Annotated in this window: 25 protein-coding genes; 10 read left to right on the forward strand and 15 right to left on the reverse strand. The window is 73.7% G+C overall.

Annotation, left to right across the window (positions count from 1 at the left end):
• Positions 1 to 7 precede the first annotated feature (7 nt).
• The 5 genes from J7523_RS05300 to glnA form a co-directional block, all read right to left on the reverse strand.
• Positions 8 to 826: an ABC transporter permease gene (locus J7523_RS05300; RefSeq protein WP_291883219.1), complete on the reverse strand. Its 819-nt coding sequence runs from the start codon at positions 824 to 826 to the stop codon at positions 8 to 10.
• On the reverse strand, positions 823 to 1,752 hold the full coding sequence (locus tag J7523_RS05305; RefSeq protein ID WP_291883222.1) for an ATP-binding cassette domain-containing protein: 930 nt from the start codon (positions 1,750 to 1,752) through the stop codon (positions 823 to 825). Before J7523_RS05305 ends, J7523_RS05300 begins: the two co-directional genes overlap by 4 nt.
• Before the next feature lie 105 nt (positions 1,753 to 1,857).
• The gene (locus J7523_RS05310; protein ID WP_291883224.1) at positions 1,858 to 2,514 is read right to left on the reverse strand and encodes a response regulator transcription factor; all 657 of its coding nucleotides are present in this window, start codon (positions 2,512 to 2,514) and stop codon (positions 1,858 to 1,860) included.
• Complete coding sequence (locus tag J7523_RS05315) at positions 2,511 to 3,677, reverse strand: histidine kinase (protein ID WP_291883226.1); 1,167 nt, start codon at positions 3,675 to 3,677, stop codon at positions 2,511 to 2,513. The genes J7523_RS05310 and J7523_RS05315 overlap by 4 nt, the downstream gene beginning before the upstream one ends.
• Before the next feature lie 102 nt (positions 3,678 to 3,779).
• A complete protein-coding gene (gene glnA / locus J7523_RS05320) occupies positions 3,780 to 5,204 on the reverse strand; it encodes a type I glutamate--ammonia ligase (protein WP_291883229.1) in 1,425 nt (474 codons plus the stop codon).
• 174 nt (positions 5,205 to 5,378) lie between these two features.
• Between glnA and J7523_RS05325 the strand changes: the two genes are divergently transcribed.
• Positions 5,379 to 5,873, forward strand: a complete 495-nt coding sequence (locus tag J7523_RS05325) for an RDD family protein (RefSeq protein ID WP_291883232.1) — start codon at positions 5,379 to 5,381, stop codon at positions 5,871 to 5,873.
• 17 nt (positions 5,874 to 5,890) lie between these two features.
• Here J7523_RS05325 and J7523_RS05330 read toward each other — a convergent pair whose 3' ends face one another.
• From J7523_RS05330 to lipA, 3 genes are all read right to left on the reverse strand, one after another.
• Complete coding sequence (locus tag J7523_RS05330) at positions 5,891 to 6,499, reverse strand: class I SAM-dependent methyltransferase (protein ID WP_291883233.1); 609 nt, start codon at positions 6,497 to 6,499, stop codon at positions 5,891 to 5,893.
• A 63-nt stretch (positions 6,500 to 6,562) separates the two neighbouring features.
• Positions 6,563 to 7,288, reverse strand: a complete 726-nt coding sequence (locus tag J7523_RS05335; RefSeq protein WP_291883236.1) for a DUF4191 domain-containing protein — start codon at positions 7,286 to 7,288, stop codon at positions 6,563 to 6,565.
• Between the two features lie 32 nt (positions 7,289 to 7,320).
• The gene (gene lipA, locus J7523_RS05340; RefSeq protein ID WP_291883239.1) at positions 7,321 to 8,322 is read right to left on the reverse strand and encodes a lipoyl synthase; all 1,002 of its coding nucleotides are present in this window, start codon (positions 8,320 to 8,322) and stop codon (positions 7,321 to 7,323) included.
• A gap of 136 nt (positions 8,323 to 8,458) precedes the next feature.
• On the opposite strand from lipA, the gene J7523_RS05345 reads away from it, so the two are divergent.
• Complete coding sequence (locus tag J7523_RS05345) at positions 8,459 to 8,962, forward strand: flavodoxin domain-containing protein (RefSeq protein WP_291883242.1); 504 nt, start codon at positions 8,459 to 8,461, stop codon at positions 8,960 to 8,962.
• Positions 8,963 to 8,971: 9 nt separating this feature from the next.
• On the opposite strand, the gene lipB is transcribed toward J7523_RS05345, so the two are convergent.
• Together lipB and J7523_RS05355 are read right to left on the reverse strand one after the other, a co-directional pair.
• Positions 8,972 to 9,649, reverse strand: coding sequence for a lipoyl(octanoyl) transferase LipB (gene lipB / locus J7523_RS05350; protein ID WP_291883244.1), 678 nt, complete (start codon positions 9,647 to 9,649; stop codon positions 8,972 to 8,974).
• Positions 9,650 to 9,654: 5 nt separating this feature from the next.
• A complete protein-coding gene (locus tag J7523_RS05355) occupies positions 9,655 to 10,116 on the reverse strand; it encodes a MarR family transcriptional regulator (protein WP_291883246.1) in 462 nt (153 codons plus the stop codon).
• A 52-nt stretch (positions 10,117 to 10,168) separates the two neighbouring features.
• Here J7523_RS05355 and J7523_RS05360 point away from each other — a divergent pair, with 52 nt between their 5' ends.
• The 3 genes from J7523_RS05360 to J7523_RS05370 all read left to right on the forward strand — a co-directional run bounded on the left by J7523_RS05360 (position 10,169) and on the right by J7523_RS05370 (position 14,849).
• Positions 10,169 to 12,373, forward strand: a complete 2,205-nt coding sequence (locus J7523_RS05360; protein ID WP_291883249.1) for an MMPL family transporter — start codon at positions 10,169 to 10,171, stop codon at positions 12,371 to 12,373.
• A gap of 10 nt (positions 12,374 to 12,383) precedes the next feature.
• Positions 12,384 to 13,427, forward strand: coding sequence for a Gfo/Idh/MocA family oxidoreductase (locus J7523_RS05365; protein WP_291883253.1), 1,044 nt, complete (start codon positions 12,384 to 12,386; stop codon positions 13,425 to 13,427).
• 90 nt (positions 13,428 to 13,517) lie between these two features.
• Entirely contained in the window at positions 13,518 to 14,849 is a 1,332-nt protein-coding gene (locus J7523_RS05370) for a hypothetical protein (RefSeq protein ID WP_291883257.1), read from the forward strand.
• 15 nt (positions 14,850 to 14,864) lie between these two features.
• On the opposite strand, the gene J7523_RS05375 is transcribed toward J7523_RS05370, so the two are convergent.
• The 3 genes from J7523_RS05375 to lpdA all read right to left on the reverse strand — a co-directional run bounded on the left by J7523_RS05375 (position 14,865) and on the right by lpdA (position 19,110).
• Positions 14,865 to 15,755 carry a TIGR01777 family oxidoreductase gene (locus J7523_RS05375; RefSeq protein ID WP_291883261.1) on the reverse strand — a complete coding sequence of 297 codons (891 nt, stop codon included), beginning with the start codon at positions 15,753 to 15,755 and terminating at the stop codon, positions 14,865 to 14,867.
• 145 nt (positions 15,756 to 15,900) lie between these two features.
• The gene (gene sucB, locus J7523_RS05380; protein ID WP_291883263.1) at positions 15,901 to 17,700 is read right to left on the reverse strand and encodes a 2-oxoglutarate dehydrogenase, E2 component, dihydrolipoamide succinyltransferase; all 1,800 of its coding nucleotides are present in this window, start codon (positions 17,698 to 17,700) and stop codon (positions 15,901 to 15,903) included.
• 27 nt (positions 17,701 to 17,727) lie between these two features.
• On the reverse strand, positions 17,728 to 19,110 hold the full coding sequence (gene lpdA, locus J7523_RS05385; protein WP_291883266.1) for a dihydrolipoyl dehydrogenase: 1,383 nt from the start codon (positions 19,108 to 19,110) through the stop codon (positions 17,728 to 17,730).
• Positions 19,111 to 19,303: 193 nt separating this feature from the next.
• Here lpdA and J7523_RS05390 point away from each other — a divergent pair, with 193 nt between their 5' ends.
• The gene (locus J7523_RS05390; RefSeq protein ID WP_291883269.1) at positions 19,304 to 19,645 is read left to right on the forward strand and encodes an oxidoreductase; all 342 of its coding nucleotides are present in this window, start codon (positions 19,304 to 19,306) and stop codon (positions 19,643 to 19,645) included.
• A gap of 76 nt (positions 19,646 to 19,721) precedes the next feature.
• On the opposite strand, the gene J7523_RS05395 is transcribed toward J7523_RS05390, so the two are convergent.
• The gene (locus J7523_RS05395) at positions 19,722 to 21,203 is read right to left on the reverse strand and encodes a leucyl aminopeptidase (RefSeq protein ID WP_291883271.1); all 1,482 of its coding nucleotides are present in this window, start codon (positions 21,201 to 21,203) and stop codon (positions 19,722 to 19,724) included.
• Positions 21,204 to 21,263: 60 nt separating this feature from the next.
• Between J7523_RS05395 and J7523_RS05400 the strand changes: the two genes are divergently transcribed.
• Genes J7523_RS05400 through J7523_RS05415 form a run of 4 tightly spaced genes read left to right on the forward strand, consistent with a single transcriptional unit; the run spans position 21,264 to position 23,341 of the window.
• On the forward strand, positions 21,264 to 21,626 hold the full coding sequence (locus J7523_RS05400) for a hypothetical protein (protein ID WP_291883273.1): 363 nt from the start codon (positions 21,264 to 21,266) through the stop codon (positions 21,624 to 21,626).
• Entirely contained in the window at positions 21,623 to 22,066 is a 444-nt protein-coding gene (locus J7523_RS05405; protein WP_291883275.1) for a hypothetical protein, read from the forward strand. Before J7523_RS05400 ends, J7523_RS05405 begins: the two co-directional genes overlap by 4 nt.
• A 4-nt stretch (positions 22,067 to 22,070) precedes the next feature.
• Positions 22,071 to 23,135 (forward strand): quinone-dependent dihydroorotate dehydrogenase, encoded by a 1,065-nt coding sequence (locus tag J7523_RS05410; protein ID WP_291883277.1) that lies wholly within the window; start codon positions 22,071 to 22,073, stop codon positions 23,133 to 23,135.
• Positions 23,135 to 23,341, forward strand: coding sequence for a hypothetical protein (locus J7523_RS05415; RefSeq protein ID WP_291883279.1), 207 nt, complete (start codon positions 23,135 to 23,137; stop codon positions 23,339 to 23,341). Before J7523_RS05410 ends, J7523_RS05415 begins: the two co-directional genes overlap by 1 nt.
• Before the next feature lie 4 nt (positions 23,342 to 23,345).
• On the opposite strand, the gene J7523_RS05420 is transcribed toward J7523_RS05415, so the two are convergent.
• The gene (locus J7523_RS05420; protein ID WP_291883282.1) at positions 23,346 to 24,803 is read right to left on the reverse strand and encodes a PLP-dependent aminotransferase family protein; all 1,458 of its coding nucleotides are present in this window, start codon (positions 24,801 to 24,803) and stop codon (positions 23,346 to 23,348) included.
• Between the last annotated feature and the right edge of the window lie 43 nt (positions 24,804 to 24,846).

A 24,846-nucleotide genomic window follows, 5' to 3' on the forward strand; every position in this document is an offset into this window, starting at 1 on the left:
AGATCGGTCAGGCGTCGCGGCGGCGCAGCAGCACCGTCGCGACACCGAGGGCCACGACGACCCAGGCGACGAGGTCGGCGGCACCGGCGAGCGGCGTGATCTGGGCGCCCGCGCTCACGGCGGTGACGGCCTCGCCGGCGACGGACGGCAGCGCGTCGGCCGCGGCAGCCCACGACGCGGGAAGCAGGAGGCCTGCGACGATCGGGAGCACCAGCACCAGGCCGGCGACACCCGCGACCGCGCCGGCCACGCTGCGCAGCACCGAGCCGAGCGCGAGCCCGATGAGTGTGACGCTCGTCAGGTAGAGCACGGCACCGCCGATCGCGCGGAGCGCCAGCGGGTCGGTCACGGCGACCGTCGGGAGGCCCGCGCCGCCGATGACCGCGTTGGCGGCCAGCACCGACCCGACGTACGCGGCGACGAGCGTCGGAACCACGATCCCTGCCAGCGCGACGGACTTCGCGAGCAGCGTGATACCACGGCGCGGCACGGCCGCGAGCGTCGTCCGGATCATGCCGGACGCGTGCTCCCGGGCGCCGACGACGGCACCGAGCGCGCCGACGACGAGCACCGCGAACGCGGTGCCGGTGAGGCTGAGGCCGAACAGGTCCGCGGCGGTCGCGGTGGTGGCGGAGGACATCGTGGTCGAGGTCGCGAGCAGGCCGATGCCGACGACCGTGACCGCGAGCGTGGCCGCGGTGATCCAGGTCGAGCGCAGCGAGGTGAGCTTGATCCACTCCGAGCGCACCGCTCGACGCGCGGTGACGTGGGTCGGGATCGGGCGCGGACGGAGCAGCGGCGCGGCGGGGGCGGAGACGGTGGTCATGACAGCGGTCCTTCGACGGTCGTGGTGGTGCCGCGGTAGCCGACCGCGGTGCGGGTGAGCTCCATGTACGCGTCCTCGAGCGACGCGGAGACCGTGTGCAGCTCGTGCAGCTCGACACCTGCGACGCTGGCGATCCCACCGATCACGGACGCGTCGACGCCGGTGACGTCCAGGCCGTCGGTCCCGCGGCGCGTGATGGTGACGTCCGGGCGGGAGAGCAGCTCGACGAGCTGGGTGCGCTGCGGGGTGCGCACGGAGACGTGCGTGGCGGTAGCTCCCGCGAGGATCCGGTGCATGGGCTCGTCGGCGACGAGCCGGCCCTGGCCGATGACGACGAGATGGTCGGCGGTGAGCTCCATCTCGCTCATCAGGTGCGACGACACGAGCACCGTGCGGCCCTCCGCGGCCAGGTCCCGCACGAGCGTGCGGATCCACAGGATGCCGTCGGGGTCCAGGCCGTTGGTCGGCTCGTCGAGGACGACGACCTCCGGGTCCCCGAGCAGGGCCGCGGCGATGCCGAGCCGCTGGCCCATGCCCAGCGAGAAGTGGCCGGCGGGCCGCCGCGCGACCGACGTGAGGCCGACGAGCGCCAGCACCTCGTCGACGCGCCCGGCGCCGATCCCGGCGGTCGCCGCGAGCGCCCGCAGGTGGTTCCGCGCGCTGCGGCCCTTGTCGATCGCCTTGGCGTCGAGCAGCGCGCCCACCGCGGTGATCGGCGCGGGCAGGTCGGCGTAGCTGTGCCCGCCGACGAGCACCTGCCCCGACGTCGGGCGGTCCAGGCCCAGGATGGCGCGCATCGTCGTCGACTTCCCGGCGCCGTTCGGGCCGAGGAAGCCGGTGACGAGGCCGGGGCGGACGGTGAAGCTGAGGTCGTCGACGGCGAGCGTGCCGCCGTAGCGCTTGGTGAGGTTCTGGACCTCGATCATGGTCACTCCTGGGGTCGTGGTGATGACCCCAGGCTGTCGCGGTGAACTGCTGCTCCGCGTCGTGCAGGTGCAGACACTTGCCGCGTACTGCGGACGCAGTACGTGTCAGTCGGCGCCGAGCCCCGCCTGGTACGCGAACACGACGAGCTGCGCACGGTCGCGAGCGCCGAGCTTCGTCATCGCGCGGTTGACGTGCGTCTTCGCGGTGAGCGGCGAGAGGTAGAGCTGCGCGGCGATCTGCTCGTTCGACAGACCCTGCGCCACGAGCGCGACGACCTCCTGCTCGCGCGGCGTGAGGTCGTGCAGCGCGGACGTGTCGACCGTCGTCGGGGTCGCCCGGTCGAGCAGGTGCGCGATCAGGGCCCGGGTCGCGACGGGCGAGAGCAGCGACTCGCCCGCGGCCACCGTCCGGATGCCGTCCAGCAGCGCCGCCGGCCGCACGCCCTTGCCGAGGAAACCGCTCGCACCGGCCCGGAGCGCGGCGAGCACGTACTCGTCCATCTCGAACGTCGTGAGGACCACGACCTTCACGTCCGCGAGGTCGGCGTCCGCGGCGATCTGCTCGGTCGCCGCGATGCCGTCGAGCCCGGGCATCCGCACGTCCATGAGCACGACGTCGGGACGCAGCGCCCGTGCCGCCTCGACCGCCGCGGCGCCGTCGGCGGCCTCGCCCACGACCTCCATGTCGTCGGCCGTCCCGACCAGCGCGGCGAACCCCGCGCGGATGAGGTCCTGGTCGTCGGCCACGAGCACGCGGATCACGGGGTCTCCTTCGTCGGTGCGCCGGTCAGCGAGGGAAGCGTGGCGTGGAGGCGGAATCCGTGGTCCGACGGACCGGCGTCGAGCGTCCCGCCCACCGACGTGACCCGCTCGCGCAGGCCGGTGAGGCCGAAGCCACCTCCGGCGGTCGTTCCACCCGTCCGGCCGATGCCGTTGGTCACGGTGATGTTCAGTGCGTCGCTCTGCCGCTCGATCGTGAGGAACGCGCGGCCGTCACCGTGCTTGTGCGCGTTGGTCAGCGACTCCTGCACCACCCGGAACGCGATCAGGTCGACGAGCGGCGCGAGCGGCCCGCCGTCGCCGGACCGGGCGACCGTCACCGTCAGCCCGAGGTCGCCCACGCGGTCGAGCAGCTCGTCGAGGTCCGCGAGCCCGGGGACCGGCGCACGCTCGTCCGGGCCGTCGGACGTCCGCAGCACGCTGACCAGTGCACGGAGCTCTGTGAGCACGGACTCGGCGGCGTCCTGCACGTGCCCGAGCGCGTCCTGCGCGTAGTCGGGGCGGCTCCGGAGGTACGCCTCGGCGACGCCGGCCTGCACGCCGATGACGGCGACGTGGTGGCCGACGACGTCGTGCAGCTCGCGCGCGATCCGTAGGCGCTCCTCCGTGACGCGCCGCGCCGCCTCGACCTCGCGCGACTCCTCGAGCCTCTCGGCCCGCTCGCGAGCGACGGCGATGAACTCCCGCCGCGACCCGACCGCCAGACCGATCGCCACGGCGATGGCCAGTACCGCGGTGATCGCGACGACCTCGGTGCCGTCCCACGCGCCCGACCGCGCCTCCGCCGCCACGGACGCCCCCAGGGCGACGGCGGCCGCGGTGACCGCCCCCGCCACCCGGTGGCCCCAGGCGGCCGCCGAGTACACCGCGACCAGCACGGGAAGGAACGTCCCCGACGCCGTGCCGACCAGCGACGTCGCGGCGACAGTCGCGACGCCCGTCACCACGAGGACCGGCACCACGGCGACCCGGCGCCAGGCCACCGCCACCACGCCGGCGAGCACGAGCAGCGTGTCCGACACGCCTGGTCGGAAGCCGTCGGACCACCAGTTCAGCAGCGCGACGACGAGCAGCACGGCGCTGCCGCACGCGTCCCGGAACAGCACCGGCCGCCCGCGCCACCACGTCAGCGCGCGCGTCCTCATGCCGGGCACGCTAGACGCACGGCACCCCCGCCGCCACGAGGGCGACGGGGGTGCTGTCACTGCGGGTCCACGGCCCCTGGGAGCAGCCAGGGGCCGGGACGATCAGACGTCGAAGTAGAGCTCGAACTCGTGCGGGTGCGGCCGCAGACGGATCGGGTCGACCTCGGCGGAGCGCTTGTAGTCGATCCACGTGGCGATGAGGTCCGGCGTGAAGACGTTCCCCGCGGTGAGGAAGTCGTGGTCGGCCTCGAGGTTGTCGAGCACCTCGGAGAGGGAGCCCGGGACCTGCTGGATGAGGGCGTGCTCCTCGGGGGGCAGCTCGTAGAGGTCCTTGTCGACCGGCTCGGGCGGCTCGATGCGGTTCTGGATGCCGTCGAGGCCGGCCATGAGCATGGCGGCGAACGCGAGGTACGGGTTCGACGACGGGTCCGGCACGCGGAACTCGATGCGCTTGGCCTTCGGGTTGGAACCGGTGACCGGGATGCGGATGCACGCGGAGCGGTTACGAGCCGAGTACACCAGGTTGACCGGGGCCTCGAAGCCGGGGACCAGGCGGTGGTAGGAGTTCACCGTCGGGTTGGTGAACGCGAGCAGCGAGGGCGCGTGCTTGAGCAGGCCGCCGATGTACCAGCGGGCCGTGTCGGACAGGCCGCCGTAGCCCTTCTCGTCGAAGAACAGCGGCTGGCCGTCCTTCCACAGGGACTGGTGCACGTGCATGCCCGAGCCGTTGTCGCCGAACAGGGGCTTCGGCATGAACGTGGCGGTCTTGCCGGCGGCGTGCGCGACGTTCTTCACCACGTACTTGAACAGCTGCACCTTGTCGGCCGACTTGGCGAGCGTGTCGAAGCGGTAGTTGATCTCCGCCTGGCCGGCGGTGCCGACCTCGTGGTGCGCGCGCTCGACCTCGAGGCCCAGGGCGTCGAGCTGCAGCGAGATCTGGTCGCGCAGGTCGGCGAAGTGGTCCACCGGCGGGACGGGGAAGTAGCCGCCCTTGTAGGGCGTCTTGTGGCCGAGGTTGCCACCCTCCTCGACGCGACCCGTGTTCCAGGCGGCCTCGATGGAGTCGATGTAGTAGTACGACGCGTTCTGCTTCGTCTCGAAGCGCACGTCGTCGAAGATGTAGAACTCGGCCTCGGGGGCGAAGAACGCCGTGTCCGCGATGCCGGTCGACCGCAGGTACGCCTCGGCCTTCGCGGCGACCTGACGGGGGTCGCGGCTGTAGGGCTCGTCGGTGTAGGGGTCGACGATGTGGAAGTTGATGTTCAGCGTCTTCTCCACGCGGAACGGGTCGACGTAGGCCGTCGACACGTCCGGGATCAGCTTCATGTCCGACTCGTGGATCGCCTGGAAGCCACGGATCGACGAACCGTCGAACATCTGGCCCTCGGTGAAGAAGGCCTCGTCGACCGACGCGGCGGGCACGTTGAAGTGCTGCATCACGCCGGGCAGGTCGCAGAACCGCACGTCGATGAACTTGACGTCTTCGCTCTTGATGAAGGCCAGGACTTCCTCTGGCTTGCTGAACATCCGCTGCTCCTCGGTTGGGTTTGCCCTGGGGCGGGCACAGGCGACGCTAGGACGGCTCGGTTTCTCTGCCGTGTACCGATTGTTTCCACGGTGTTACGGGGCCGTCGGTGGTGTAACGATCGTGCGAACTCCTGGGCGGACGTCCGGGTCGCGGCGGCGACCTACCCTTGAGGCGTGACATCACGGGAAGAGATGGGGTCGTGGCTCGAGGGTTCGGCACCGTCGACGGGCGGCACCCACCGGGGAGCGCGGCTCGGCCTGCCGCCGGACGGTCCGGGGTCGCTCGCGCGGCTGGGGCGACGGGTCGCGGCGCTGGCGATCGACTGGGTGGCCTGCCTCGCGATCTCGGCGGCGTTCTTCCCGGCGGCCGGCGGGTCCGGGTTCTTCCTGTCGAAGGGCGATCCGATGGTGACCCTGGGCATCTTCGCGCTCGAGAACGTGCTGCTCGTCGGCACGGTGGGCAACACGCTCGGTCACCGGATCCTCGGCCTGCACGTGCGCCGCGTCGTCGTGCCGCCCGCCGCGGACGCCCCGACGGGACCGCCGCACCTGTGGGCCGCGCTCCTGCGCACCGTGATGCTGTGCCTCGTGGTGCCGGCCGTGGTGTGGGACGGCGACGGCCGTGGTCTGCACGACCGCGTCGCCGGCACCGCCATCGTCCGTCGTTGACCGTCCGGCGCCCGCCGTCACGCGCGGGGCGCCGTCCACACGAGGCTGTACCGCCAGTACAGGTGCCGCCGCCAGCGCACGCCCGGCAGGACGTCGCGGGCGAGCCGGCGTACCTCCCCGTAGCCGTGGGACGGGTCGGTCATGGGGGCGCCGTGGTCCCACACGCCGCGCGTCCGGTCGACGACCGCCGCCACGGGCACCGCTGCGGCGCTGAGCGCGATGTCGGACGGGGTCCGCACGCCCGCCAGCCCGACGACGACGAGGTGGCCCCCGGGCGCGGTGAGCTCCCGCAGGCGCCGCAGACCGGCGTCGAGGTCGAGGTGGTGGAGCGTCGCGTAGCAGGTGACCAGGTCGAACTGCTCGTCCGCCGGGGTGTCCAGCACGTCGCCCACCAGGTACCGCAGCGACGGCTCACCGACGCCCGCTGCGCGCGCCTCGTCGCGCGCCCGGTCCACCTGCGCCGCGTCGACGTCGAGCCCGGTCACCCGAGGGGTGCCCGCAGCGTGCAGCTCACGCGTCAGACGACCCTCGCCGCAGCCGACGTCGAGCGCCGAGCGGGCCGTCGGCGCCCAGCGCAGCGCGAGCCGGTGGTAGTGCGTGTTGTGGTTCCAGCGGTCGTCCGCCACCTCGAGCCCCCATGCTGGTCGGTGTCGTTCCGTCCGACACCGTAGCGGGTGAGGCGCGCGAGGTCAGCGGCCGCGCATGCCCTTGCGGTCGGGACGCGCACGCATCGGGTCGACGCCCTTCGGGACCGGCATCTTGACCCCGCCCAGGGCGGTCAGCCGCTTGCTGACCTCCGCGACTTCCTGCTTGGTCAGCTGCGGCTTGAGCTTCTGGACGGCGCGGGGGAGCTTGCGCAGGGTCACCTGTCCCTCGCCGTCACCGACCTGGATGAGCGTGATCGGGGCACCCGAGATGACGCGCGCCGTGCGCTTGCGCTCCTGCTCGAGCAGCTTGCCGATGCGTGGAGCGGGACCCTCGCCGATGAGCACGACGCCCGGGCGGCCCACCCCGCGGAACACGAGGTCCTTCGTGCGCGGCTCGACCGCGACGGGCTCCTCCGAGAAGGTCCAGCCCCGGCGGATCGTGCCGAGCGCGGCGCGCGACGCACCGGGCTGGCCCTCGATCTGCGTGTACGCGGCCGTCTCGGCACGCCGGGCCAGCAGGAACAGCGCACCGAGGAACGCGAACGGCAGGCTGAGCAGCAGCACGTACAGCCAGTGGCCGATGAGAAGGCCGATGACCAGACCCACCACGACGATGCCGAAGAACGCCGCGAGCACGATCCACGTGACCGCCGGGTCGTTCTTGCGCGTCATCTGGTACGCCTGCCACACCTGGTGGTACCAGCGGGTCTTCTTCACCTTGGCGGGCTTGCCGGCGGGCGCAGCGGGGGTGGACGAGTCACGGGCCATGAGCCGGGAGTCTACCGAGTGCGGAGGTGCCGTCAGCGCGCCAGGAGGCTCGCCGCCTCCTGGCGGGACGTGGTCGGCTCGCCGAGGTGCGACAGGGCCTCCGGGATCGGCAGACCACGGCGGCGCATCGCCTGGCCCCACAGTCGTCCGGCGCGGTACGACGAGCGCACGAGCGGCCCGGACATGACGCCGAGGAAGCCGAGGCGCTCCGCCTCGGTCGAGAGCTCGACGAACTCCTCGGGCCGCACCCACCGGGACACCGGGTGGTGCCGGACGGACGGGCGCAGGTACTGCGTGATCGTCACGAGGTCGCACCCCGCTTCGTGGAGGTCGGCGAGCGCCTCCTTGGCCTCGTCGATGGTCTCGCCCATGCCGAGGATGAGGTTCGACTTGGTGACGAGTCCCTGCGCGCGGGCGCGGGTCAGCACCGAGAGCGACCGGTCGTAGCGGAAGCCCGGACGGATCGTCTTGAAGATCCGGGGGACCGTCTCGAGGTTGTGCGCGAGCACCTCGGGCCGCGACGAGAAGACCTCGTCGAGCAGCTCGGGCACCGCGTTGAAGTCGGGGATGAGCAGCTCGACGCCGGTGCCGGGGTTGACGTCGTGGATCTGACGGACCGTCTCCGCGTAGAGCCACGCACCGCCGTCGGCCAGGTCGTCACGGGCGACGCCGGTGACCGTCGCGTACTTCAGTCCCATCGCCTGCACCGAGGCGGCGACCCGGCGCGGCTCGTCCGCGTCGAAGTCGGCGGGCTTGCCGGTGTCGATCTGGCAGAAGTCGCAGCGGCGCGTGCACTGGTCGCCGCCGATGAGGAACGTCGCCTCGCGGTCCTCCCAGCACTCGAAGATGTTGGGGCAGCCGGCTTCCTCGCAGACGGTGTGCAGGCCCTCACGCTTCACGAGGCCCTTGAGCTCCGAGTACTCGGGGCCCATGGTCGCGCGCGTGCGGATCCACTCCGGCTTCTTCTCGATCGGCGTCTCGGCGTTGCGGGCCTCGACGCGCAGCATCCGGCGTCCCTCGGGGGCGATCGTCACGTCGGCCAGCGTAACCCGGCGCCCACGGCGCGGACCGCCGAGAGTCGCACGTCACAGAGTCGGGACCTCCGTCCCGTGCGCGGGGCGGGTCGGGGAGGAAGCGTGGGGAGATCGAACCAGGAGGAGGGGGACGGCCATGCGCGTGCTGGTGACGGTGGCGTCGCGACACGGCGCGACGCGCGAGATCGGCGGCGAGATCGCGGCGGTGCTGCGCGGCGCCGGTCACACGGTCGACGAGGTCGACCCCGACGACGTGGAGCACGTGCACGACTACGACGCCGTGGTCCTGGGCTCGGCGGTGTACGTGGGACGGCTGGCGGTGGCGCTGCGCGACCTCGTGGAGCGGCAGGGCGCGTTCCTGCGCTCGATGCCGGTCTGGCTGTTCTGGTCCGGGCCGGTGGGCGACCCGCCGATGCCGCCGACGGTCCCGGACGACGTCGACGTCGTCGCGGAGCACGCCGGTGTCGAGCAGCCGAAGTGCTTCGTCGGGCGGCTGGACCGCGGCGGGCTGGGGCTGAGCGAGCGCGCGCTCGTGGCGCTCACGAGCGCGCAGACCGGCGACTTCCGCGACTGGGACGAGGTCCGGGCCTGGGCCGTCTCGGTCGCGGAGGAGCTGAGCAAGCCCGCCACGACCGTCTGACGGTCCTGCTCAGACGAGGGCGGCGTCCCCTGCGGCGAGCAGCGGTGTCAGGGTGTCGGCGAGGTGGCCGCGGACCAGCGGCGTGACCTCGGCGATGGTCACGTGCCTGCCGGTCTCGACGGTCAGCGAGGTCACGTCGGCGTCGTCGATCCCGCACGGCACGATCCGGTCGAACTCCGCCAGGTCGGGGTCGCAGTTGAGCGCGAACCCGTGCATCGTCACGGACTTCGAGACGCGGACGCCGATCGCCGCGACCTTGCGCGCGCGCCGGCCCCGCGGGTCGCCGGGCTCGTCGGCCGCGAACCACACGCCGCTGCGTCCCTCGACGCGCTCGGCCCGCAGGCCGAGGTCGGCGCACGTGCGGATCACCGCCTCTTCGAGCGCACGGACGTAGCGGACGACGTCGATGGGCGCGGCGAGCCGGACGATCGGGTACCCGACGAGCTGGCCGGGTCCGTGCCAGGTGATGCGGCCGCCCCGGTCGACGTCGACGACGGGGGTGCCGTCGACGGGGCGATCCCACGTCGCGGTGCGCCGGCCGGCCGTGTAGACGCTCTCGTGCTCGACGAGCAGCACGGTGTCCTCCTGCTCGCCGGCGGCGACGGCCGCGTGGACCTCGCGCTGCCGCTGCCAGGTCGGCTCGTAGGGGAGGTGCCGGGTGCCGAGGTCGAGCTCGTCGAACCGCATGCGGGTCAGGCTAACCCCGTGGCGGGGTCGGGCTGCGCGACGACCGCGAGCAGCGTGCGCAGCTGCTCGGCCTGCTCCGGCGTCAGCCCGCGCGTGACCAGGGCGTCCGCGAGCGCCCGGTCCGACGCGGCGGCCAGGGCGCGGCGCCCGTCGTCGGTGATGCTGATGACGTGCCGTCGCCGGTCGTCGGTGTGGGGTGCGCGGCTCGCGTAGCCGGTGCGTTCCAGACGGGCGACGACCTTGCTCATCGTCTGCTCGGTCACGCCGCACCTCGCGGCGAGCTCGCGCTGGGAGAGCGGGCCCCGTGCGAGGTGCACGAGCGGCGGCTGGCTGGCGTGGCTGAGGTCCCATCCCGCGAGGTGGGCGTCCCAGTCGCGCTCGACGCGGCGCGCGGCCGCGGACAGGAGGCGACCGACGGGCCACTGGCTGGGGTCGGTCGACGTGGGGTCGACCTCGTGCTGCTCCACCGTCCGTCCTCTCGGTTTGCTGATCTGACGGTGCGACAGCAAGATACTCAGCATGCTGAGCAATCGACCCGTCGTCCGATCCGTGCTCGTCGCCGTCGTGCTGCTGGTCTGGCTCGGCATCGCCTCCGCCGGGGGCATGGCGCAGGGCAAGCTGTCGCAGGTCCAGACGAACGACGCGGCCGCGTTCCTGCCGTCGTCCGCCGAGTCCACCCGGGCCGCGGTCGCCAGCAAGGGCTTCGTCGACACGCAGACGCTACCCGCGCTCGTCGTGCTGCAGCCCGCGGACGGCTCGGACGTCACCCCCGACCAGGTCGCCGCCGTCGAGCGGTGGGCGCAGGACGTGCCGGGAACCGCCCTGCCCGCGGGCTCGTCGGGCACCTGGGAGGACTACCTCGTCGGGACGCCGGCGGTCGTCCCGTCCGAGGACGGCGAGGCGCTGCTCGTCGCGTTCTCCCTCGACGCCGACAAGGCCGACGGGCTCGTCGGCGCGGACGAGCGCGTCTCCAGCGCGTTCGTGACGACGCTGCGCGACTCGCTGTCGGACGACCTCGGCGCCACCGCCACCGCCGCCGGCGACGCGGGCCTGCAGGCGTGGGTCACCGGCCCTGCCGGGTTCGTCGCGGACCTCGTCACCGCGTTCGGCGGCATCGACGGAGTGCTCCTGCTCGTCGCGCTCGGCGCGGTGCTGCTCATCCTCGTCATCGTCTACCGCTCGCCGTTCCTGCCGTTCCTGGTGATCTTCACGGCCGTGTTCGCGCTGTGCCTCGCCGGGCTCGTCGTCTACCAGCTCGCGCTGCACGACATCCTCACGCTCAACGGCCAGGCGCAGGGCATCCTGTCGATCCTCGTGGTCGGCGCGTCCGTCGACTACGCGTTGCTGCTCGTCGCGCGGTACCGCGAGGAGCTCCGGCACGTCGAGCACCCCGCCGCCGCCATGGGACGCGCGTGGCGGGCCTGCCTGGAGCCGATCGCGGCCAGTGCCGGGACCGTCGTCGCGGGCGTGCTCTGCCTCCTGCTGTCCGACCTCTCGTCCAACCGCAGCCTCGGCCCCGTCGCCGCCATCGGCATCGCGTCCGCGTTCCTCGCGGTCCTCACGCTGCTCCCGGCGTTGCTGCTCGTCGGCGGACGCCGGTCGCGGGCGTTCTTCTGGCCCCGGGCACCGCACGCGGTGCCGGACGACGCGGGTGCGTCGAGGGCGGCCGTGCCCGACGGCGTGTGGGGGCGGCTCGCCGCGTTCGTCGGCCGCAGGGCGCGCACCGTCTGGGTCGTCACGGCGCTCGTGCTGTGCGGGTGCGCCGCGCTGCTGCCGATGCTCGACGCCCGGGGGACCAGCCAGGCCGACGTGTTCCTCACGCCCGTCGACGCGGTCGCGGGCGAGGAGGTCCTCTCCGCGCACTTCCCGGCCGGTGGTGTCCAGCCCGTCGTGGTCGTCGTGGACGAGGCGGACGCAGACGCGGTCGCGGACGCCGTCGGTGCCGTCGACGGGGTCGCCTCCGTCGCCCCCTACACCGGTGCCCAAGGTGCTCCCGGCGCTCCGACCGACGCACCCGCGAAGGTCGTCGACGGGCGAGTGCGTCTCGACGTGACGACCGACGCGCCGTCCGACTCGCAGGAGGCCGTCGCGACGGTCGACGGCATCCGGGACGCGGCGCACGAGGTCGCACCCGACGCGCTCGTCGGCGGTGCGGCCGCCGAGCAGCTCGACACCCAGCGGGCCTCCGAGCGCGACCTCAAGGTCATCGTGCCCGTGGTGCTGCTCGTGATCGGCGTCATCCTCATGCTGCTGCTGCGGTCGGTCATGGCCGCGGTCCTGCTGCTCGTCGCCAACGTGCTGTCGTTCGCCGCCGCGCTGGGCGTCTCCGCGCTCGTGTTCACGCACGTCTTCGGCTTCCCGGGCGCCGACCCCGTGGTGCCGCTGTACGCCTTCGTCTTCCTCGTGGCGCTCGGGGTCGACTACTCGATCTTCCTCATGACGCGGGTCCGGGAGGAGTCCTTGAGGCTCGGCACCCGTCCGGGTGTGGTGCGCGGCCTGGCCGTCACCGGCGGTGTCATCACGTCGGCCGGCATCGTCCTGGCGACGACGTTCGCTGCGCTCGGCGTCATCCCGCTGCTGTTCCTTGCGCAGATCGCGTTCATCGTCGCGTTCGGCGTGCTGCTCGACACGCTCGTCGTGCGCTCGCTGCTGGTGCCCGCACTCGTGCACGAGCTCGACCACCGCACCTGGTGGCCGAGCAGGCTCGGGCGGCGCACTCCCTAGAGTGGGCGGCATGGAGCAGCTGCGCGTCGGACTGGTCGGCTACGGGGGAGCGGGGCGCGGGATCCACGCGCGGCTGCTGCGCGAGGCGGGGCAGCGCGTGACGCACGTCGTGACCCGTAGCCGTGCGGCGCAGGTCGAGGAGGACTGGCCGGGCGCCGTCGTCGTGCCCGACGTGCCCGCCCTGCTCGAGCACGCGGGCGAGCTCGACCTCGTCGTGATCGCGAGCCCGACCGGCGAGCACGTCGCGCACGTCCTCGCAGCGCTCGACGCCGGGGTGCACGTGCTCGTCGACAAGCCGCTCGCGACCACCACGGCCGACGCGCAGCGTCTCGTCGACGCGTCGGTCGCGGCGGGCGGCCGCCTGACGGTCTTCCAGAACCGCCGGTGGGACACCGAGCAGCTCGCGCTGCGTTCGCTCCTCGAGACCGGTGCGCTGGGCCGGGTGCACCGGTTCGAGCGGCGCTGGGAACGGTTCCGGCCCCAGCCGCAGGACCGGTGGAAGGAGAACGACCCGGACGCCGGCGGCCTGCTGCTCGACCTCGGCGCCCACCTCGTCGACTCGGCCGTCCAGCTGTTCGGGCCCGCGGAGACGGTCTACGCCGAGCTCGCCGCGCGCACGACGCCCGCCGTCGACGACGTGTTCCTCGCGCTCGTGCACGCGTCGTCCGACGGCGAGCCAGGCGTGATCAGCCACCTCCAGGCCGGCTCGCTCGCCGGTGCGCCGGGACCGCGCACGCGTGTGCTCGGCGCCCGGGCCGCGTACCTCGTGACGAGCTTCGAGGGTGAGCCGACGCCGTTCGCGGCGCTCGACGACGCCTACGAGGAAGGTCGCCGCCCCGGCGAGCCCGTGCACGAGGGATGGCTCGTGCGTGGCGCAGAGCGCACCCCCGTGCCGATGCCGACCGGCGGGCACCACGACGTGTACCGGGAGGTCGTGCGCTGGGTCGTGGACGGTGGGCCGCCGCCGGTCGACCCCGCGGACGCCGTCCGGACCGCACGGGTCCTCGACGCGGCGCGCACGTCCGCCGGCGAGGGCAGGGTCGTCCGGCTCTAGCACGTCCGGCTCCGACCCGTCGCCGGTCGCGCGGCCTGGCCTGTGGACGAGCGCCGACGCCGGGTGCGACGACCCGGTTCGATGGCCGTCATGGACCGCTACCTCGTGCCCGGAGACGTCGCGAGCGCGCTCGGCACTGCCGGGTACCGGGTCGTCGGCACGGTCGGCCGCGACGGCACAGGATTCGCCGCGCGGCCCGTCGACGGCTCGGACCGGGGCGTCGAGCTGCACGTCGTCGCGACCGCAATCGACGACGTCATGCGTTCCCGCATCGCCCGGCTGCGGGCCCTGCGGCACGACCACCTGGTGCGGCTCCTCGACGCGGTCGAGCTGTCCCCGGGACGTGTGGGGCTCGTCGTGGAGCCGGCCGACGGGGTGACGCTCGACGAGCTCCGGGCGGCGCGCGCGCCGCTGTGCGACGGCGAGGCCGTCACGGTCACGGTGCCCGTCGCGGGCGCCCTGGCAGCACTGCACGACGCGGGCCTCGCGCACGGCATGCTCGACGCCTCGAGCGTCGTCGTCCGGCCCGACGGCCGTCCCCTGCTCACCGACCTGCGCGCCGCCGTCCTCGGGCGGGGCACGCCCGACTCGGACGTCACGCGGTTGCTGGCGACCGTGCTCGGCCAGATGGCGGGCGCCGACGCGCACCTCGCGTCCGACCCCGACGGGCCGACGCTCCGCGACGCCTTCGAGGAGCTGCTGCACACCCCGGAGATCCACCCGTCGCAGGTCGTCGACGCGTGCTTCCGGGTGGCCGAGCCGGAGGCCGTACGACTGCCGGACGCGGGAACCCGTGCGGCGGCCGACCTCGTCCGGGCTGCGCACCGTGGTCCCGACCCCGGCCGACCGCGGCGACGCGACCGGCGGCGACGCAGCGGGATCCGGGCGACTCTCATCGGGAGCGCCGCGCTCGTGCTCGTGGCGGCCGCGGGAGTAGCCGCCATCCGGATCGCCGCGCCCGCCGACGATGCCGCGGCTCGCGCCGACGGGCGGCCGGCGGAGGTCGCCGCCACGTCAGACGTCGACGCGGTCCACGACCGGTCCGACCCGGTCGGGGCCGCCGTCGAGCTGAGCCGGCGTCGCTCGGACCTGGTGGCGGCGGCCGACGGCGGTGCGCTCACGCAGGCCGAGGTCGACGGCGGTCCGGCGTTCACCGCGGACAGCCGCGTGGTCGCGGAGCTGGCGGGCGCTCACCTCGAAGGGCTGTCCGTGGCCGTCGCCGACGCGCGACCGATCGACGCGCCGGCGCCCGGCCTCGACGCGCAGGTCGTCGTCACGACGTCGATGTCGGCGCACGCACGTGTCTCCGCGGACGGCACGAGCCGCGTCGACGTGCCCGCCACGGCCGAGCGGACCGTGGTCCTGGGGCTGCGCTGGACCCACGACGGCTGGCGGGTCTGGGACGTCACCGCGCCCGGCTGACGACGCCCGGCGAGGTCAGCCCGCGTCGACCAGCCACGCGGACGCCGACGCGAGGTCCGGGTGCACAGGCCGGAAGCCGCTGGCGTCGAGCGCCGCCGGGATCGCGCGGATGGAGCCGAGCACCTCGGACGAGAAGTCGCCGAGCAGCGCCCGGAGCGCGAAGGCCGGCACCGGGACGGCCGCAGGGCGGTGCATCGCCCGCGCCAGCGCGCCGATCACGTCGGCGTTGCGGTCGGCGCGCGTCACCAGGTTCACCGGGCCATGAACAGGGGCGCCGAGGAGGTGCTCGATGGCCCGCACCTCGTCGGTCAGCGTGATCCACGGCCAGAACTGCCGACCCGAGCCGAGCCGCCCACCGAGGCCGACCCGCAGCAGGGGGAGCAGGCGCCCGAGCGCCCCGCCGTGCGGCCCGAGCACCACTCCCGTCCGCAGCAGCACCACCCGGGTGCCCGCGTCCTGCGCGGGGGCGGTCGCCGCCTCCCACTGCCGCACGACGTCGGCGAAGAACGTCGTGCCCAGCGGCTCGTGCTCGTCGATCTCGACCTCCCCGCGGTCGCCGTACGCGCCGATCCCCGAGGCCTGCAGCAGCACGCGCGGCCGGTCGTCCAGCCCTGCGAGCGTCACGGACAGCAGCTCGGTGGTGCGCAGCCTCGACGACAGCACCACCTGCTTGCGGCGTGCGGTGAGGGGCCGGCTCCCGGCGTTGACGCCCGCGAGGTCGACCACCGCGTCCGCCGCACGCAGCACCTCCGGATCCAGGCGCCCCCGGTCCGGGTCCCAGGCGACCTCGTCGGCCGACCGCGGGGCGCGTCGGACCAGCACCCGCACCTCGTGACCCTCGGCCCGCAGGTGCGGGACGAGGGCGCTGCCGATGAAGCCCTGGGAACCGGCGACCACCACGCGCATGCGGTCACCCTAGGGTGCGTTCCGGCAGCGCACGCGCCGGCCACCGGTCGGCGCCGCGGACGCGGCGTGCGAACGCGCGAAGGCCCGGGTCCCACGAGGGGCCCGGGCCTTCGTCAGGCGTGACCGGCGAACCGGCGCCGATGCGTCAGAGGCCGACCTCGGACTCGAACGCGCCCTCCTCGATACGGGCCTTGACCGCGGACAGGTACCGCGACGCGTCCGCACCGTCGACCAGGCGGTGGTCGTAGGACAGCGACAGGTAGCACATCGACCGGATCGCGATGACCTCGGCACCGTCGGCGTCCTGGATGACGACCGGGCGCTTGACGATCGCACCGGTGCCGAGGATCGCCGACGTGCCGCCAGGGACGATCGGCGTGTCGATGATCGCGCCGCCCGAGCCCGTGTTCGTCACGGTGAACGTCGCACCGCTCAGCTCGTCCGGACCGACCTTGTTGCCACGCGTCCGACCGGCGAGGTCGACGATCTTGCGCGACAGGCCCGCGAGGTTGAGGTCACCCGCGTCGCGGATGACCGGCACGACGAGGCCGCGCTCGGTGTCGACCGCGATGCCGACGTTCTCCTGGGCGTGGTACGTGATCGTGTTGCCCTCGAGCACGCCGTTGACCTTGGGGTAGGCCTTGAGCGCCTCGACCGCGGCCAGCACGAAGAAGGGCAGGAACGTGAGGTTGACGCCCTCGCGCGCCTTGAAGTCCTCCTTGGCACGGGCCCGCAGGCGCGCGACCTTCGTGACGTCCACCTCGACCACCGTGGTCAGCTGCGCCTGGCTGTGCAGGGCCTCGACCATGCGCTCGGCGATGATCTGACGCAGGCGGCTGGCCTTCTCCGTGGTGCCGCGCAGCGGCGACACCGATGGGACGCTCGGGGCCTTGGCGGCCGCCGGAGCGGCGGGAGCTGCAGCCGGGGTGGGCGCCGCGGCGGCGGCCTTGGCGGCCTCCGCCTTGGCGGCCGCCTCGAGGACGTCCTCCTTGCGGATGCGGCCGCCGACGCCGGTGCCCGTGAGCGTGGCGACGTCGACGCCCTTGTCCGCGGCGAGCTTGCGGACCAGCGGCGTGAGGTAGCTGCCGGACGCGGCGGGTGCCGGAGCAGCCGGCGCCGCGGAGGTGGCCGGCACCGGCGCGGGCACCGGGGCCGGGGTGGGCCCGGCGGCCGACTCCTGCTCGGCGGCCGGCTCGGGCGCCGTCTGCGGCTCCGGCGCGGACGGAGCAGGCGCAGGCTGAGCGGGAGCGGCAGCCGGCGCCGGGGCGGCGGCCTGGGGCGCGGCGTCGGAGCCGATGATCGCGAGCGTCGCACCGACCTCGACCGTCTCGTCCTCCTGGACGAGGATCTGCTGGACGGTGCCGGCCACGGGCGACGGGATCTCGGTGTCGACCTTGTCGGTCGAGATCTCGAGCAGCGGCTCGTCGACCTCGACGGTGTCACCGACGGCCTTGAGCCAGCGCGTGACGGTGCCCTCGGTGACGGACTCGCCGAGGGCAGGCAGCGTGACGGGCTCGCCGTCGCCACCACCGGCGGCGGGCTGCTGCGGGGCAGCCTGCTCGGCGGCCGGCGCGGGTGCGGCCTGCTCGTGCTCCTCGACGGGCTCCTGCGCGGGCGAGGCGGCCGCGGCCGGCTCCTCGGCGGGCGCCTGCTGTTCGGCAGCCGCCGGTGCGGCCTCCTCCTGCGCGGGAGCGGCGCCGCCGCCCTCGCCCGAGCCGATGACGGCGAGCGTCGCGCCGACCTCGACCGTCTCGTCCTCCTGGACGAGGATCTGCTCGACGACGCCCGCGAACGGCGACGGGATCTCGGTGTCGACCTTGTCGGTCGAGATCTCGAGCAGGGGCTCGTCGACCTCGACGCGGTCGCCCACGTTCTTCAGCCAGCGGGTGACGGTGCCCTCGGTGACGGACTCACCGAGAGCGGGCAGCTGCACGTTGTCGGACATGACCGCGTGTCTCCTTCGATCGTGTGGTCAGTTGTGAGCGTGCAGCGGCTTGCCGGCGAGCGCCAGGTGGGCCTCGCCGAGCGCCTCGTTCTGCGTGGGGTGGGCGTGGATCAGGGCGGCCACGTCCTCCGGGTAGGCCTCCCAGTTCACGATGAGCTGGCCCTCGCCGATGAGCTCGCCGACGCGGTCGCCGATCATGTGCACGCCGACGACGGGGCCGTCCTTCTGGCGCACGAGCTTGATGAAGCCGGCCGTGTCGAGGATCTTGCTCTTGCCGTTGCCCGCGAGGTTGTACTCGAGCACCTCGACGGCGTCCTCGCCGTGGACCTCCTTCGCGGCGGCCTCCGTGAGACCGACCGACGCGACCTCGGGGTGCGAGTACGTGACGCGCGGGATGCCGGACTCGACGATCGCCGGGGGGTTGAGCCCGGCGATCTGCTCGGCGACGAAGATGCCCTGCGCGAACCCGCGGTGCGCGAGCTGCAGGCCGGGCACGATGTCGCCCACGGCGTAGATGTTGCCGACGCCCGTGTGCAGGCGCTCGTCCGTGATGACGAAGCCGCGGTCGAGCGTGATGCCCTGCTCCTCGTAGCCGAGGCCGCCGGTGCGCGGACCGCGGCCCACGGCGACCAGCAGCACGTCGGCGTCGAACGTCTTGCCGTCCTCGAGCGAGACGTGCACGCCGTTGTCGTCCTGCGTGACGCCGGAGAAGCGGACGCCGAGGTTGAACGCGATGCCGCGCTTGCGGAACGCACGCTCGAACGCCTTGGAGAGGGCGACGTCCTCGTTGGGGACGAGGTGGGGGAGCGCCTCGATGATCGTGACGTCCGCGCCGAACGACTTCCACACGCTCGCGAACTCGGAGCCGATGACGCCGCCGCCGAGGATGATCGCCGACTTCGGCACCCAGTCCAGCTTCAGGGCCTGGTCGGACGTGATGACACGGCCGCCGATCTCGAGGCCCGGCAGCGACCGCGCGTACGAGCCGGTCGCGAGCACGATGTGCTGGCCGGTGTAGCGGGTGCCGTCGACCTCGACGGCGTCGGGCCCGCCGAGGCGACCCGTGCCCTCGACGACGGTGATCTTGCGGGACTTGATGAGCCCCTGCAGGCCCTTGTACAGGCCGCCGATCACGGTGTCCTTGTACTGGTTGACACCGGCCATGTCGATGCCCTCGAGCGTGGTCTTCACGCCGAAGTGCGCACCGTCGCGCGCGTTGTCCGCCAGCTCGGCGGCGTGCAGCAGCGCCTTGGTCGGGATGCACCCGTTGTGCAGGCAGGTGCCGCCGACCTTGTCGGCCTCGATGAGGGCCACGGTCTTGCCGAGCTGTGCGGCACGGAGGGCGGCTGCGTAGCCGCCGCTCCCTGCGCCCAGGACGACGATGTCGAAAGCGGTGCCGGTGTCGGCCACGTGCAACTCCTCATACGCAGGCGTGTGGTCTCGAGCTCGCCGACCATCTTGTCATCCCGGCCGGGTGGGAACGACCGTGGCGACCTGCAGATCCGTGTGACCCTCGGAACAGTCGTCCCATGACTGGTGCTCCAGGCACCCGTCGGGGGGAGCCCCTCGGCCCTGACAGACGGGGCGGCTACCCTCGACCGCCATGGGCCTGTTCTCGCGCCGACCTCGTCCGACGCCCACCGACGTGCCGAGCGACAAGGCGGCCAAGGACGCGACGATCGCGCACCTCACGGACTTCGTCGCGACCCGCGTCGGGGTCGAGGCGTACGTCGAGCCGCGCACCACGGCCGCGCCGATGACGGTCATGCTCGTCGCGACCGACGGCGAGTGGACGCGCCGGCGGGTCCCGGACGAGAAGGCCGCGGTCCAGCTCGCCCGGGACCTGGACATCCCGGTGTACGACGTGCAGCGCGTCGGCTATCCCCAGCGCATGCGCGACTACAACTCGCGCCAGAAGATCCTGCGCAAGCGCGGCGTCGTCTGACGCAGGCCCGGGCTCCCGGGCTCCACGACGACGGCCCTGCCCCGCCGTCGCAGGACCGGGCCGTCGTGCGCTGGTGTCAGGCCCCGGCGCGCGCCTCGATGAGCTGCAGCAGCGTGCGCACGCCCACACCGGTGCCGCCGACGGGCGTGTACCCGTGCGCGCTCTTCTCGTTGAACGCCGGACCGGCCACGTCGAGGTGCGCCCACGGCGTGTCGCCGACGAACTCCTGCAGGAACACGCCGGCGGTGAGCATCCCGCCGAACCGGTCCCCGATGTTCGCGAGGTCGGCGACCTTCGACTTGAGGCTCGCGCGGAGCTCGCCGGGCAGCGGCATGGGCCAGAACTGCTCGCCGCTCGCGTCGGCGGCCGCGACGACCTCGGCACGCACGTCGTCCGTGCCCATGACGGCCGACACGCGGTGGCCGAGCGCGACGAGCTGCGCGCCCGTGAGGGTCGCGATGTCGATGACGACGTCCGGGTTCTCCTCGACGGCGGCGACGAGGCCGTCGGCCATCACGAGCCGACCCTCGGCGTCGGTGTTGAGGACCTCGACGGTCTTGCCGCCGCGGATCGTCAGGACGTCCGAGGGGCGCTGCGCCGTGCCGGACGGCATGTTCTCGGCGAGGCAGAGCCACCCGGTGACGGCGACCGGCAGCTCGAGCCGCGCGGCCGCGACGACCGTGTGCAGCACGGCGGCGGCCCCCGCCATGTCGGACTTCATGGCCTCCATGCCGGCCGCGGGCTTGATCGAGATGCCGCCGCTGTCGAACGTGATGCCCTTGCCGACCAGCGCGACCTTGGCCTTCGGGCGGGACGGCGCGTAGGCGACCTTGACCAGGCGCGGGCCGCGGACCGATCCCTGACCCACGCCCACGAGCCCGCCGTACCCGCCGGCCGCGAGGGCCTTCTCGTCGAGCACGGTGACCTTGACGCCCTTGGCGCCCGCGTCCTTGACGGCGGCCTTGGCGGCGTCGGCGAACGCGGCGGGGAACAGGTCGTTGGGGGCGGCGTTCACGAGGTCGCGCGTGGCGTGCACCGCGGCGGCGATCACCTCGGCGCGCTGGACGGCGTCCTTCGCGGCGCGGGTGCGGCCGAGCGACGTGACGACCTCGAGGTCGCGCACGGCCGCGCGGGTGTCGTCGCCTGTGCGGTACCGGTTGTACGCGTAGGCGCCGAGCAGACCGCCTTCGACGACGGCCGCGAGGGAGTCCTGGTCGTCGGCGGGCAGCGCCAGGGCGACGGTCCCGGTCCCGGTGAGCTCGCGCGTCGCGGCACCCGCAGCACGGCGCAGGATCTCGGGCGTGACGGACGTCGCGGCGCCGACGCCGGTGAGCACCAGGACGGAGGCGTGCAGGCCGGTGCCGGGCACGCGGCGGACCTCGTCGGCTGCGCCGGTCACGCCCAGCGCGGCGCCGTCGCGCTCGATCGCAGTGCGCAGGTCCTTCGGCAGCCACGCGCCGCCGAGCACGCGCGGGGTGCCGTCCTTCTGGGCGACGGCCACGACCACGGCGTCGACGGCGAGGCGGGCAGGGTCCTGTGAGGTCAGCGTCACGGTCACCGCTCGATCGTATGCGGTCGGTGCGGGTGCACCCGTGCACCGCCGGTACGGTGTGGTCCCGTGATCGTGCCCCTCGCCCTGCTCGTCGTGCTGCTGTGCGTCGTGCTCGCAGGGTGGGCGACGTGGTTCGTCGTCCGCGACCGCGCCGTCGTGCTGCGCCAGCTGTGGGGCGGAGCGGTCGTCGAGACCGTGCTGGTCGTGCAGGCCGTCGTCGCCGCCGTGCTCGCCGCCACCGACCCGCCCGAGGGGCTCAGCGGCGGGCTGTTCTGGGGCTACGTCGTCACGCAGGCGATCGTCCTGCCGTTCGCGGCCGCGTGGGCGTTCGCCGAGCGGACCCGGTGGAGCTCGGTGGTGCTGCTCGTCGCCGCGCTGACCGTGGCCTTCCTCGAGTACCGACTGCTCCAGATCTGGGGGACCGTGTGACCGACCAGCGTCCGCCGCATCGCGCGACCGGGACCGGCCCGGGACGCCTGCTCGTCGCCGTCTACGGCATCCTCGCGCTCGCTGCGACCGCCCGGGGCGTCTACCAGGTGGCGACCAAGCTCGACGAGGCACCGGTCGCGTACCTCCTGTCGCTGGCGTCGGGCGTCGTCTACGCCGTCGCGACGTTCGCTCTCGCCACGGACCGGCGCCGCCTCGCCTGGATCACGGTCGGCATCGAGACCGTCGGCGTGCTCGTCGTCGGCACGCTGTCGCTCGTCGACGTCGGCGAGTTCCCGGACGAGACGGTGTGGTCCGGGTTCGGCCAGGGCTACGGGTACGTGCCGCTCGTGCTCCCGTTCCTCGGTCTGTGGTGGCTGTGGTCGACGGGCCGCACCCGCGCGGACGACCGGGCGCCGGGGGCCACCGACCACCTAGGGTGAAGGCGTGTACCGCCTGCTGTTCGACCTGGTGTTCCGGCGCATGGACCCCGAGAAGGCCCACGAGGTGGCCTTCGGCGTGATCCGTGGCGTCGCGCGTGTCCCGCTGCTGCGAGACGTGGTCCGCCGCACCTTCGCGCCGCCCGCCAGCGGCGCGGTCGAGGTGTGGGGCCGTCGGTTCCCCGCCCCGTTCGGCGTCGCGGCGGGCTTCGACAAGAACGCGACCGGCGTCGCGGGCCTGGCGATGCTCGGCTTCGGGTTCGTCGAGATCGGGACCGTGACCGCGCAGGCGCAGCCCGGCAACGACAAGCCGCGGCTGTGGCGCGTGCTCGACCAGCGGGCGCTGCGCAACCGGATGGGCTTCAACAACGAGGGCTCCGCGGCCGTCGCACAGCGCCTGGCGCGGCTGCGCGCGACCCCGGCGGGTCGTCGGCTCGTCGTCGGCGTGAACATCGGCAAGACGAAGGTCACCCCGGCCGAGCAGGCGCCGGTCGACTACGCGACGAGTGCGGGACGGCTCGCGCCGTACGCCGACTACCTCGTGGTCAACGTCTCTTCGCCGAACACGCCTGGGCTGCGCGACCTGCAGTCCGTCGAGGCGCTGCGGCCGATCCTCGAGGCCACCCGCGTCGCGGCCGACGAGGCGACCGCGCGCGTCGCCCGGCCGCCGGTGCCGCTCCTCGTGAAGATCGCGCCCGACCTGTCGGACGAGGACGTCGACGCGGTGGCGGAGCTCGCCGCCGAGCTCGGCCTGGACGGCGTCGTCGCGGTCAACACGACGATCGCGCACGACCTCGGGCCGGGTGGGCTGTCGGGGCCGCCCGTGCTCGCGCGCGGGCTCGACGTCGTCGCACGGCTGCGCAGCCGGCTCGGCCCGGACGCCGTCATCGTCGGCGTCGGCGGCGTCTCGACCCCGGCCGACGCCCGCGAGTACCTGGCGGTCGGAGCCACCCTGGTGCAGGGCTACACGGGATTCATCTACCGCGGACCGGCGTGGGCCTCGCGCATCACCCGTGCGCTCGCGGCCGACGCGGCCCGTCGCGCGGGCGACCGCAGCTCGGCGGCCGTGTGATGGTTGTCCGTCCGCAGTGGGAGTGGCGTTTCGAGGACGCCTCGGGCCGGGCGCTCGACCGCCCGGTGAGCCCGGTGTTCACGACGCAGTTCGACGCCGAGCAGTGGCTCGGGGAGCACTGGCGCTCGCTCGCCGAGCAGGGGGTGCATGCGGTGGCGCTGGTCCACGACGGCGAGCAGGCGACCGCGACGCTCGTGCTGAGCTGAGCGGTCAGACGACCGCGCGCACGGCCTGACCACCGGCCGTCGTGACCGACCCGAGACTCGCCCACGCGTCGGCGAGCCCGGTGACCGCCCGCACGAGCGTCTCGGGAGACTCGCTGAACGGCAGGCGCAGGTGCCGTTCGAAGCTGCCGTCGACCCCGAAGGCGGGACCGGGGACGAGCCGGACGCCGTGCCGGACGGACACCGCGGTGAGCGCGCTCGACACGGGCGCACCGAGGTCGACCCAGAGCGACAGGCCGCCTGCGGGAACCGGCACGCGCCACGACGGCAGGCGCTGACCGAGCAGCCCGACGAGCAGGTCGCGTCGCTCGCGCAGCACCTCGCGACGTCGGGGCAGCAGCTCGTCGGCCTGCGCGAGCAGCTCCGCGACGACCAGCTGCTCGAGGACCGCCGTGCCGATGTCGACGTTGCCGCGGACGGCGGCGAGCCGCGCGACGAGGTCGGGGTGGGCGCGGACCCACCCGATCCGCAGGCCGCCCCAGAACGCCTTCGACGCGGACCCGATCGACACGACCAGGCCCGACGCGCTCCCGTCGCCGGCGAACGAGGCGGGTGACGGGCCGTCGAGCGTGAGCTCGGTGAGGACCTCGTCCCCGACGACGACGGTGCGATGCCGCCGCGCGATCGACCGCACCCGCTCGCGCTGCTCGGCGTCGAGGCTCGTGCCCGTCGGGTTGCGGTGGTCCGGTATGAGGTAGACGAGACGCGGTGCGACCTGCCGGACGGTCGACTCGAGGAGGTCCACGTCGAGGCCGTCGGCGCCGCTCGGCGCCGGTACCGGACGGGCGCCGACGCGCCGCACGACCTCGATCGCGTGCGGGTACGTGGGGTGCTCGACGACCGCACGGTCGCCGGGCGACGCGTGCGCGGCGACCAGCAGGTGGATGGCCTGCTGTGCACCGGTGGTGACGAGGACCTGGTCCGGCGTCGTGGGCGTCCCCCGGCGGGTGTACCAGTCGGCGATCGCGGTACGCAGCACGGGCAGGCCGAGCGGCGCGTAGCCGGTGCCGGCGAGGTAGCGGGGGAGCGCGTCGAGCGCGGCCAGGTACGCGCCGTGCAGCGCCGAGGGGGCGGACGGGGCGGCGATCGACAGATCGGCGGCCTCGTCGTCGGTCTCGACCCACGTCCTGGCCTCGGCGCGGGCGCCGGGACCGGCAGGCAGCGTCGTCACCGTGCCGGAGCCGCGGCGGCTCACGAGGTAGCCCTCGTCGCGCAGCAGGTCGTACGTCGCCGTCGTCGTGGTCCGCGACACGCCCAGCGACTCGGCGAGCTCGCGCTCGCTCGGCAGGCGCGTGCTCAGCGGCACCGCGCCCGACAGGATCGCGGCCCGCAGCCCGTCGGCGAGCGCGGTGTACGCGGGGCCGGACCGCTGCCAGGCGCCCAGCACGGCCGCGAGGCGCGAGCCGGCCATGCGGCGGTCGGTCGGCAGATCAGTCACCGTCATGGCGCCACTATGACAGAAATGGCTATGCACGGGGAGGCCAAAG

Source organism: Cellulomonas sp. (assembly GCF_017744555.1).
Classification (GTDB): domain Bacteria; phylum Actinomycetota; class Actinomycetes; order Actinomycetales; family Cellulomonadaceae; genus Cellulomonas.